We start from the raw sequence: 11,253 nt of genomic DNA on the forward strand, positions 1-11,253 counted from the left end.
TGGTTTTTTAATGCCTCAAGTTCGCATAAGAGACAACCTTCATCTTCAACCTCAGCAATATCAAATCCTCTTAAAGGGAATCTCTATTGGTGAGGGTAAGATAGTTCCAGATAAATTTCTAGCAATGGATAGCGGAATGGCAACTGGTGAGATAACAGGAGAGCCAACAAAAGAGCCTGCATTTGGGCTTGATGCAATTTGGATTACACCAGAACAAAAAGAAGATGCCATCATAAATGGTTATACAGTTGTGGACCCTGCTACTGTTATCTCGACACATATGAGCGAACTTGTTAAGAAAAATGCTGAAGATCTATTAACTCGCCAAGAGGTACAAGCTCTTATCACTAAAATCAAAAATGACTTTCCAGTTATTATTGACGATGTTCAAAAAGTCGCTTCTATTGGGCTTATTCAAAGAGTTCTTAAAGCACTTCTACATGAAAAAATTCCTCTTAAAGATATGCTAACAATCTTAGAAACTATTGCTGATATTGCAGAGTACTCAAAAAATGTTGAAATCATTACAGAGCAAGTAAGAGCAAAACTCTCTCGCGTGATTACTCAAATGTACTCTTCTGATGATGGGGTTATCAGACTATTAACATTTGATACAGCTTCTGAGCAACTCCTTTTAGAAAAGTCTCAAGAGAGAGATGGAATGCGTAATCTTCTCTTAAATGTCAGTGAGATAAACGCACTAATTCAAGCAACAAGTGCTAAAGCTGCAGAGTTGCTTCAAAAAGGAATCTCCCCTGTTGTAGTTATAGTAGATCCACAACTCAGAAGAGGCGTAGCTGAGATATTTGAGAGATTTTCTCTTGACGTTGTAACCCTCTCCCATGCAGAGATAGACTCTAGTGCTACTTTTGAAGTTATGGGTTCTATCTCTATAAATAAGTAAATTCAAGGAAAAAAATGAACGATAAAATAATCCACCATCTATCGCATACTGACCTAGATGGTTATAGTTGCCAACTAGTTATGAAGTACACACCATATAAACTCTTTAACTATAACGCTAACTATGGCGCAGAGGTAAAGCAGACACTAGAGCTAATCTTGCAAAATATTAAAAACAATGATAAAGATGCAACTATACTAATAACTGATCTAAATTTAACACCAGATGAGTCAAAATGGCTAAATAACGAAGTTGAAAAGCTTAATAATTCAAAACTAGAAATAAAACTTCAACTTCTTGATCATCATGGGACAGGAGAAGATAGTGCGCAAAAATATAACTGGTACTTTCTTGACACTAACAGATCAGCTACAAAAATAACTTATGATTACGCAAAAGAGAACTTTATTCTAGATGCTCCTTCATGGATGGAGAAGTTTGTAAATATCATCAATGCTGTTGATTTATGGAAAATGAATGAAGTAGAAAACTTCGAATATGGTAAGGTTTGTATGCGTCTTCTTAGTGAGATGAGAGAGCTAAATAAAATCATGTTCCCTGAGCAAGATAACAACTATAAAATATCGCTTTTGCATGAAGCTGTAAAATATATTGATGAGATAGATGCTCCTGTTGTTTTAGATGAGAAGATTCACATGTTAAAGAAGAATTTTTTTAAAATTGATAAAAATGACACTCTAGATAATTTAGCAACAGCTTATGTCGTAAAGTTATTAGGTGCTGCAAAAGATGAAAAAACTATCTACTACAAAGGGTACAGAGGCTTTCTTAGCTATGGAGTTGGAAATACTTCAATCATAGGAAACGGTTTTTTACTTGCTTACCCAGAGTATGACTTCATTGTTGATGTAAGTTTTAGAGGCACAATGAGCTTTAGAGCAAATAACAATGTAAGTGTCTCACAGATTTCAAAAGAGTGGTGTGGCGGAGGCGGTCATCCAAATGCTGCTGGTGGGCGTATAATAGGCTTTAAAGAGCAATACAGATATGACTTAGTAAAGAAACAGATAGAAAAAATTATCAATGAAAAAGAGTCTATTGCTGGAGACTTAGAGTATAAAAAAGAGAGTTAAATCTTTTTTTACTCTTTTAGTTATTCACAAAATATCTCTCAATTCCATCAGCCAGACCTCTTGCCATCATCTTTACATAATCACTATTGACAAGGCGCTCTGCCTCTTTAGGATGTGAAATAAAGCCTACTTCTACTAAAACAGAAGGCATCTGCGCTCCAACTAAAACCCAAAAAGGACCCTCTCTTACTCCACCATCTTTTATACCACTATACTTTTTATTTAGTATTCCAAGCATTCCTCGCTGCAAATCAATTGCTAGTTTATTTGAGGCTAAAATATTGTGATGATTTAAGAGGTTTAAATAACTATCCTTGCCATACATATTCATATCACTCATATCAGCAGAGTTCTCTTGAGCAGCTGCTCTTTTTGCTCTCTCAGAACGAGATGGAGATAAGAAATAGCACTCAATTCCATGTACATTTCCAGCCTTTGCTGCTGGCACTGCATTTGCATGGATACTTACAAAGATATCAGCCTTTTTATCGTTTGCGAACTGCGTCCTTCTACTTAATTTAACAAACGTATCATCTTTTCTTGTCATTAAAACTGTATGACCACGTGATTTTAATATGTTCTCTAGCTCTTTAGAGATATTAAAAACTACGATTTTTTCTCTATATCCCTTGTGTCCAATAGCTCCTGGGTCTGTCCCGCCATGTCCAGGATCTATAACAACTACTTTACTTTTATTTGACCTAGTGACTTTTTCTTCTCTCTTTTTTTCTACAATTCGGCTGGCGCCATCATCGTTAAGGGCTATCTCAAGTGTAGAATTATCTACATTATATGCAACCTTAATTAGTGAGTTATTTTCTATAACTAAACGCAGAGTATTTGGATTAAATTGCGCAATTTTAATCTTCTCTATTTGGTTATTATTTATATTTTGAGAGCTAGTGAGCATTGATGTTTTGATATCAAAAACATATCTGAACTTCTTTTTTTTACTATCATGAAGGGTAAAATAGTTAACTTGATCACTGCTTATACTTTTATCAAATTCGATAAGAAGTGTTTCACCACGCCATGAGGTTGATTTTAATTTTGCAAGTACCTCAACATGGATATCTTCAAGGCGTTTTGTTACTTTATTTGCTTTTGGTTCTGGTTGAATGTAACTTATCTTAGGAAGGCTCTTTAACTCTGCTTCATATTTTGTCACATCTATATGAAGCTTCTTTCCGCTCTTTACTATACCATCTAAACACTGAGCTTTTAACTCGCTATCATCTTCTACAACAGAATGAAGATAAAGACTTTTATAGTCATTATACGCCCTAAATATCTCACTAGCAGAGCCACTTTGCATCTGCTTTTGTGCACGTTTTAGTATTTCACTATTGGCGTACAACCCAGAAGCTATAAAAAAAGATAGAAGTAGTAAAAATAGTCTAATCATATTTTAAAACTATTCACCATTTACTAACTTATCCATTAACTCTTTTACAGAGATGATTTTATCAATTCTATATCCATTTGTGCCTGAGAAAAATAGCCCAGTCTCTAGGTTCCCATTGTACGCATCGCTTAATCTATCTGCAATACAGTAACCAACCTCTTTCGCCTCTTCACCACGGTTACAAGGAGCAACACAATTAGAGATACATTTTATTGCAGGACCTTCTCTTTTTTCAACAAGTAGTGTTAAGTTTGTTCTAATCCCTTGAGCAGGATATCCTACAGGAGATGAAAATAGTTGAATATCCTCCTTTTTTGCATCAATAAGTACCTTTTTAAAATTATCATGTGCATCACACTCATGAGTTGCTATAAAACGAGTTCCCATCTGCACACCTGATGCACCAAGGGAGATCATCTCATCTATATCATTTTTATCCCAAATACCACCAGCTGCAATAACTGGAATATTTCCCCAAAGAGCTGCCTCTTCTACAACTGGTCTAACTAGATTTTCTAGCTGGTTCTCTGGCATTGAGCACTGCTCATAAGTAAAGCCTTGGTGCCCTCCACTTTTTGGACCCTCAAGAATTACTGCATCTGGAAGTCTGTTATATCTCATCTGCCATCTTTTACAGATAATCTTTAGAGCTTTTGCTGAAGAGACTATTGGAACAAGAGCAACATCAGGGTAACCTTCTGTAAACTCTGGCATATTAGTAGGAAGTCCAGCTCCCGTTATAATAATATCAATTCCACTCTCACAAGCATCTCTTACAACACGCCCATAATCGTTGATAGCATACAAGACATTTGCTGCAAGAGGTTTATTGCCACAAACCTTTCTAGCATTTTTTATAATTGCATCAAAACCCTCTTTAGAGTAGAAGCCAAGAACATCAAGAGGTCTTCCAGCTACGAGTTTTGAAGCATATTTCTTATCCTCATAATAACCTGTTCCAACAGAGCTAATCACTCCAAGGCCACCCTCTTTTGAGACAGCTCCTGCAAGCCTATCCCAACTTATACCAACGCCCATTCCACCTTGAACTATTGGTTTTTCTATTATATGCTTACCAATTTTTAATGATTTGTAGCCCATTAGTTCACCTTTAACTTTGCAAATTTTCTTTTTCCAACTTGAAGTATATACTCTCCACTTTCCAATTGTAGCGCCTCGTTATCTATTTTTTCTTGATTTATTCTAACAGCACCTTGCTTAATATCTCTTCTAGCTTGTGAAGTAGATGGAGTTAAATGGCAATCTACAAGCGCTTTTGTTATAGATACAGCCTCGTGAGAAGAAAATTCATCTATCTCTGTTGGTATCTGGTTATTTGAGTGAACTCTATCAAACTCATCTTTTGCAGCTTGTGCGGCAGAGGATGAGTGAAATCTAGCAGTTATCTCTAAAGCCAACTCTTCTTTAACCTTCTTTGGATGAAGCGTACCATCTTTAACACCGCTTTTTAGTGCTTCAATATCTGTTAATGTTTTTGCACTTAGAAGCTCATAGTATCTCCACATCAACTCATCACAAACGCTAAGGATTTTTCCAAACATCTCATATGGCTCTTCTGTAACACCTATATAATTACCTAAAGATTTACTCATCTTGTGCACACCATCTAAGCCCTCTAGAATAGGCATCATTAAAACAGCCTGCTCTTTTCCTACCTCATAAGCACGTTGCAGGTGTCTTCCCATAAGAAGATTAAACTTCTGATCCGTTCCACCTATCTCTATATCACTCATAAGATGAACACTATCGTATCCTTGAAGAAGTGGGTAGATAAACTCACTTATCGAAATAGATGTACCGTTTTTATATCTCTTATCAAAATCATCGCGCTCAAGCATTCTAGCGACATTAAAAGTAGTAGTAAGTGTTAACATTCCAGCAGCTCCAAGAGCATTTATCCACTCAGAGTTAAATACTACATCTGTTTTAGACTCATCGAGTATTTTAAAAACTTGCTCTTTATAACTTTTTGCATTTTCTAAAATATCTAATGCGCTCAATGTTTTTCTAGTAGCACTTTTACCTGATGGATCACCGATTTGAGCTGTAAAATCACCTATTAAAAACTGCACTCTTGCGCCATATTTTTGAAAAAGAGCTAATTTTTGAAGAAGAACAGTATGCCCTAGATGTAAATCTGGAGCAGTTGGATCAAACCCAGCCTTTACTGTATATGTTTCACCTTTTTCAAAATAAGCTTTTAATAATTTCTCAATTCTTTGCTCATCTATGATTTCAGCACTTCCTCTTTGTATCTCGCTTAGAGCCTCTTTTAACATACTATATATCCCTATTTAATTTAGTTATTTTTGACTTTAATAGTCATTATTTATCTATATGCATCATCTGTACGGATGAAATGTATAACTTTTATTTTTTGCTCGATTTTAGCACGTAGTGCATTAATATCGGCTTCTTTTGACTCAAATCCTATCTCACAATATCTAGCAGATTCACTTCTATTTTTTCCAAGCTCAATCTGATTTATATCTATCTTTAATTTTGCTAAAAAGTTTAAAAATTCAGCCAACGTTCCGACTCCGCTATGAAGAGAAACTATCATGTTATAGTTATAGATGCTTAACTTCTCCCATCTAACAAAGAGCATAGGCTCTTTCTCATAAAGTTTTTTTGCCGCAGTTGAGCACATCTTGTGATGAACATGTGCTTTACCTTTTTCTAAAAAGGCCATTATTTCATTACCATGTTTTGGATGACAACAATAATCAAATACGACATCACTTACATTTGATGTGCTATATAACTCTAAACCTCTAAAACTATACTGCTTTAACTTAAATCTACGTCTTGATATAAAGCCCTTAATACGGCTATTTTTATCTACTTCTGCTAAGTATCTATGAATCACATCTCTAAGATGTTCTATATCCGTAGAGATAGTGGCTTTTTTATCACAATTATTTTTTTCAAACCACGCTTCAACAACTGAATTACTCAAGTTCATAGCAGTTGCAACAATGTTAACACTTGACTTTGAATCAACTTCTCTCACTCTTGCATTGCAGTTATATCTCATATTTGTTTTAGCTCTTGAAGTCTTAACCGCGTCAATCCAACTACATCTCGTAATAACATTTTCATCAACATCTATTCTAACTATATCTCCATTATGAAGCTCATTGATAAGTGATGTTTTTACTTTATTTACAAGTGCTGCTTTTGCATGATTTCCTACATGTGAGTGAACAGCATAAGCAAAATCAAGAACTACTGCACCTCTTGGAAGTGTAAAAGCTTCTCCTTTTGGAGAAAAAACTGATATATCTTCACTGTAGAGGTCATTTTTGATCAAATCATAGAACTCTTCTACTGACTCATTTTGATAGCCAAGGTTATTGAGCCAATCTAACTTGATTGCATCATCGCCACCGCTTTTATATTTCCAATGCGCTGCAACTCCAAGTTCTGCTGTTTCATGCATAGCATAAGTTCTAATTTGTACTTCAAAAATAGCAGCCTTATAAAAAACAGTGGTATGGATAGTTCTATAACCATTATCTTTTGGAACAGCGATATAGTCTTTAAATCTTGAAGAGAGCGGTTTAAAATGAAGATGGATAAGACCTAAAATGTTATAGCATTTAACAGGGTCATTTGTTAAGATTCTAAGGGCAAGGAGATCTAAAATCTCTTCTATTCCAACGCCTTTTCTTTGCATTTTAAGATATATCGAGTATCTATGCTTTACACGAGAAAATACCTCAAAGTCATCCTCACAAAAACCATTTTGTACCAAAACCTTCTCAATAGCCTCTTTAAACTCAATAAGCTTCATCTCAATAGCATGATAGTGAACATCAAGGTAGCTATCTATCTGAGCTTTTTCCTCTTTGAAAAGAGTTGAGAAACTTAAATCTTCTAATAAATTTTTTAAAAAAGAGATACCTAAACGATGGGCAATAGGGGCATAAACAACGAGTGTCTCTTCTGCGATTCTCTCTTGCTTTTGTGGTGTTAGAGATTCAAGGGTAAGCATGTTATGAAGTCTGTCGCAGAGCTTAACAACCAACACCCTTACATCTTCAATACTAGCTAAGAGCATTTTACGAAATGAGAGTGCTGAGACAACAAGCTTTTCATTTGAATTTGAAGATATAAGCTCTGCATCTCTGATAGAGTCAATCTTTGTAAGACCTTCAACAAGATGAGCTACATCTGAGCCAAACACATCTTTTATCTCTTCAATATCAACTTCTGTATCTTCAACAACGTCATGAAGAAGTGCAGCTATTGCCATAGCCTCATCATTAGTAATAGATGAGACAATACTTGCTACTAAAATTGGATGGATGATATAAGGCTCGCCACTTTTTCTAAACTGGCTTATATGCGCAGCAGTAGAGTAATCTAGCGCTTTTTGAAGAGCTTCGCTTGGAGGAATTTGAGTAAATAGATACTCAGTGGCTGAGTCAACAGTATCTATTTTTTTTATTTGTTCGATATCAACTTGACTCAAGGTTAACTCACTATTTTTTTATATCAACAAAGCCTTTGATTGTAATAAGGCCCTCAGCAATTTCCATAAGAGCTAAATCAGCTGTTTTAATCTTTTTAGAAACATTTAATTTACTAACAGCGCCATTTAGAAGCTCATCTGTTCTCTTCGCTACTGCTATTGCTAACTGGTAACTATCCATATTTGGGTTATTGTCTAATATCTTTGCTGTTAATTCTTCGATTTTCATTTTTATTTCCTTTTGGTTTTGTGTAGTTTAACTTATCTTACTATTGAGCAGTTCTTCATATTTCCATTTTGTAAAATATCAAGGAGATTGCCTTTTACAAACATATCACATACTAAAATAGGAAGTGAATTGTCTTTTGCAAGTGCTATTGATGTATCATCCATAACTTTTATATTATCACTTAGAGCTTGTTCATACGTTAGCTCTTGAAGTTTAACTGCATCGCTAAATTTATTTGGGTCTTTATCATAAACACCATCTACTTTAGTAGCTTTGATGATTACTTCTGCGCCAATCTCAACTGCTCTAAGAGTTGCAGCTGTATCTGTTGTAAAAAATGGGTTTCCAGTTCCTGCTGCAAATATAACAACACGACCCTTTTCTAAATGACGAACTGCGCGACGGTTTATATATGCTTCTGCAATTTGTTCCATCTTAATAGCTGTTTGCATACGAACTTGAAGTCCAACATGCTCACACGCTTCTTGCATCGCAATTCCGTTGATTACAGTTGCTAACATTCCCATATAATCGCCAGAAGTTCTTTTTATAATTCCATCTTGTGCTGCTGTTACACCGCGAATGATATTTCCGCCCCCTATAACTATGCCAACTTCAATATTAGCTTCAACCAAAGACTTAATCTCTTGAGAGATGAAGTTTAAAATTTTAGTGTCAATTCCATAACCAGCTTCACCTGCTAAAGCTTCGCCTGAAAACTTAACCAATACCCGTTTGTTAGCCATGCAATTCCTTTGTTAAAATTGTGCGAATTGTACTTAAGTTTGTCTTTGATATTGCTTTGTCTTATAAATTATTACTTGGTTTGACACTCGTTATATATTTTAGTATACTTCGCTCCTAAAAATTTAAATTTTGGAAAAACAGAATGAAAAAAGTAATTAAAAAATTTCTTCCTCTTCTTCTTTTAGCATCTTCTTTATATGCAGAATTTGATTATGATGGACAAGTAAGACTTCGTTATGAGAGTTTTGATAATATGAACGAAAAATATTATGGAACAAAACCCGCTCTTGGCGAGGCTCATGATAGCTATCTTATGTCAAGAATTCAACTTGGACTGATCTACAACTTCAACGACAACTGGAATGCAAAAATATCTATGCAAGATGCTAGAGTTTTTGACTGGGGATTTTCTAGTGATGATTGGTATAACAAAGAGTTTGAGCAAGTTCATAGTACACAGAGCGACTTTTTTGAGTTGCATGAAACATTTTTACAATACAAAGACAAAAATGTAGTAGTAACTGCTGGAAGACAAAAAATCACCTACGGAGATTTAAGAGTTTTTGGGCCAGGTGAGTGGAAGAACTCAGGAAAGTGGATATGGGATGCCATTAAAGTATCTCTTAGAGATGGGGATAACTTTGTAGATTTTTTCTATGGAGCGATGATGCTTCATGATCCTGATCAGTTTAGCTTAAATCACCGCCATGGGTACTATGGCGCTGGCATGTATGGACACTATGCTTACAAAAAAAATGCTGCAATTGAGCCAATACTTGCATATAAGCTAAATGACAAAAGAGGAGGACTCTATGATTCACTAGAGAGTTATTATGCTGGTGCTAGAGCCTATGATACAGATTTATACAACTGGTTTTATGATATGACTTATATAAAATCTTTTGGAGATAAAACAAAGTTAGACTATGAGAAGGTTTCTATAGATGGTATTGGTATTCACGCAGATGGTGGATATAACTTTAAGTCAATTGATACAAAGCTTGGTTTAGGCTATACGTATGCAAGTGGAGATGATCCAAATACTAAAGATGATGAAACATTTGACTCTGTCTTTGGAGCAAGTGATAAGTACTATGGTAGATTAAACATCATGCAGTGGGTAAACATAAAAGATTATGAACTATTTGCTATATATGAACCAAACAAAAAAACAAGTATAAAGTTTGAATACCATAAATTTTATGCAGACGAGCCAACAAACAAGTGGTTAAGTTATACAATCTCTACAATGCAAGATGACCATTATGGAGATGAGATAGATATTTTTGGAACATATAAATATTCCCAAAATATAGACCTTCTTCTTGGTGTAGGTTACTTTATGAGCGGAGGCTACATAAAAGAGGCGATGAAAACAAGAAACGACATAAGCGATGAAAACGCTTTTGGTCTAGTTGCTCAGTTTACTTATAGTTTTTAAAAATTTCATTCTATTTTTTTAACCATTTTATGAACATATTTTAGTTCATAACTGGCTATAAAATCTCTTCTCTATTAAAGTGCTATAAGCTCTGAGACCTCTGAGAAAACCACCGCTCTGTTTGACTCTTTTGTGTCTAAGATTCTCTCACAAAGCAGAGCAAGATTTTCATCTACATTTGGCACTAAAGAGCGAATATTTTGCAACTTCTCATTTTTAAGAGTGTTTGTAAATCTATCATATGCCGAATATGCCTCTTGTTGTGAGAGTTTATAGTAGAGTTTTCTGCCTATCTCAAAGAGTTCAAACTCCTCATTTTTTCCACTGCTTACTCTCTCGCTAAAACCTATCTCTATATCTATTTTTCGCTCTCTTAAATAAGCGCCGAGTTTCATCAAAAAGCCTATTGCAGAGGGTGTGTAGAGTTTTAGAACTCTCTCGTTAAATAGCTCAAAACTCTCATCTCTATTTTTTAATCTTTTATACTCAAGCATAAGAGTCTCTACATAAAAGTTTGCATATTTAAGCGGAGCGGATTTTATGACGCTGTATCCCTCAAGCCCTTCGCTTGTTATTTTTCCACCCAAAGAGATGTGAACACCGCCCTCCATCTCGTTATCTATTTTTACTTTACACCCCTCAAATCCTATATCTCCAAGCCCATGTAGACCGCATCCTTTTACACATCCAGACCAGTACATTCTCACTCTTGCATCACTTAGCGGTACTGTCCTCTGGAGATACTCCGCCATATTTAGCGCATCGCTCTTGTTCTCTATAACCCCAAATGAGCAGTGCTGTGAACCTGCACAAGCTATAAGATGGTTTTTATATGGCGAATCTACACTTTTGTATTTTTGAAATATCTTCTCTTGTAGAAGTGAATCATAATCAGTAACGCCAAATATATAAACACTCTGCTCTATGTCAAAACG

9 protein-coding genes and 1 pseudogene are annotated in these 11,253 nt (G+C 35.2%); 3 read left to right on the plus strand and 7 right to left on the minus strand.

All coding sequences use genetic code 11. From position 1 onward, the window contains the following. Together PHI38_RS06880 and PHI38_RS06885 are read left to right on the plus strand one after the other, a co-directional pair. The coding region (locus PHI38_RS06880) for an FHIPEP family type III secretion protein (RefSeq protein WP_299854260.1) at window positions 1-904 on the plus strand (904 nt) is incomplete at its 5' end. Between the two features lie 14 nt (window positions 905-918). Continuing rightward, a complete protein-coding gene (locus tag PHI38_RS06885) occupies window positions 919-1,998 on the plus strand; it encodes a phosphoesterase (RefSeq protein WP_299854263.1) in 1,080 nt (359 codons plus the stop codon). 16 nt (window positions 1,999-2,014) lie between these two features. Here PHI38_RS06885 and PHI38_RS06890 read toward each other — a convergent pair whose 3' ends face one another. From PHI38_RS06890 to pyrH, 6 genes are read right to left on the minus strand one after another with little or no spacing between them, the layout of a single operon-like run. Further along, window positions 2,015-3,403: an N-acetylmuramoyl-L-alanine amidase gene (locus PHI38_RS06890; protein WP_299854265.1), complete on the minus strand. Its 1,389-nt coding sequence runs from the start codon at window positions 3,401-3,403 to the stop codon at window positions 2,015-2,017. Between the two features lie 9 nt (window positions 3,404-3,412). Then, complete coding sequence (locus PHI38_RS06895) at window positions 3,413-4,504, minus strand: nitronate monooxygenase (protein ID WP_299854268.1); 1,092 nt, start codon at window positions 4,502-4,504, stop codon at window positions 3,413-3,415. Then, complete coding sequence (gene tyrS / locus PHI38_RS06900; RefSeq protein WP_299854270.1) at window positions 4,504-5,703, minus strand: tyrosine--tRNA ligase; 1,200 nt, start codon at window positions 5,701-5,703, stop codon at window positions 4,504-4,506. The genes PHI38_RS06895 and tyrS overlap by 1 nt, the downstream gene beginning before the upstream one ends. Window positions 5,704-5,753: 50 nt before the next feature. Further along, window positions 5,754-7,901: a RelA/SpoT family protein gene (locus PHI38_RS06905; protein WP_299854272.1), complete on the minus strand. Its 2,148-nt coding sequence runs from the start codon at window positions 7,899-7,901 to the stop codon at window positions 5,754-5,756. 10 nt (window positions 7,902-7,911) lie between these two features. Continuing rightward, window positions 7,912-8,130, minus strand: coding sequence for a DNA-directed RNA polymerase subunit omega (locus tag PHI38_RS06910; protein WP_299854275.1), 219 nt, complete (start codon window positions 8,128-8,130; stop codon window positions 7,912-7,914). 32 nt (window positions 8,131-8,162) lie between these two features. Continuing rightward, window positions 8,163-8,876, minus strand: coding sequence for a UMP kinase (pyrH, locus tag PHI38_RS06915; protein WP_299854277.1), 714 nt, complete (start codon window positions 8,874-8,876; stop codon window positions 8,163-8,165). Between the two features lie 143 nt (window positions 8,877-9,019). Between pyrH and PHI38_RS06920 the strand changes: the two genes are divergently transcribed. Beyond that, window positions 9,020-10,318 (plus strand): alginate export family protein, encoded by a 1,299-nt coding sequence (locus tag PHI38_RS06920; protein ID WP_299854280.1) that lies wholly within the window; start codon window positions 9,020-9,022, stop codon window positions 10,316-10,318. Between the two features lie 74 nt (window positions 10,319-10,392). Here PHI38_RS06920 and PHI38_RS06925 read toward each other — a convergent pair. Next, window positions 10,393-11,253 (minus strand): annotated as a pseudogene (locus PHI38_RS06925) (ferredoxin--nitrite reductase); the annotation flags it as partial.

It is taken from the genome of Sulfurimonas sp. (assembly GCF_028694895.1).
In the GTDB taxonomy this organism is placed as follows: domain Bacteria; phylum Campylobacterota; class Campylobacteria; order Campylobacterales; family Sulfurimonadaceae; genus Sulfurimonas.

Excerpts from the sequence above, each read along its gene's own strand:
- PHI38_RS06885 (WP_299854263.1), top strand. The coding sequence starts at position 919 with ATGAACGATAAAATAATCCACCATCTATCGCATACTGACCTAGATGGT.
- PHI38_RS06890 (WP_299854265.1), bottom strand. The coding sequence starts at position 3,403 with ATGATTAGACTATTTTTACTACTTCTATCTTTTTTTATAGCTTCTGGG.
- PHI38_RS06895 (WP_299854268.1), bottom strand. The coding sequence starts at position 4,504 with ATGGGCTACAAATCATTAAAAATTGGTAAGCATATAATAGAAAAACCA.
- tyrS (WP_299854270.1), bottom strand. The coding sequence starts at position 5,703 with ATGTTAAAAGAGGCTCTAAGCGAGATACAAAGAGGAAGTGCTGAAATC.
- PHI38_RS06910 (WP_299854275.1), bottom strand. The coding sequence starts at position 8,130 with ATGAAAATCGAAGAATTAACAGCAAAGATATTAGACAATAACCCAAAT.
- pyrH (WP_299854277.1), bottom strand. The coding sequence starts at position 8,876 with ATGGCTAACAAACGGGTATTGGTTAAGTTTTCAGGCGAAGCTTTAGCA.
- PHI38_RS06920 (WP_299854280.1), top strand. The coding sequence starts at position 9,020 with ATGAAAAAAGTAATTAAAAAATTTCTTCCTCTTCTTCTTTTAGCATCT.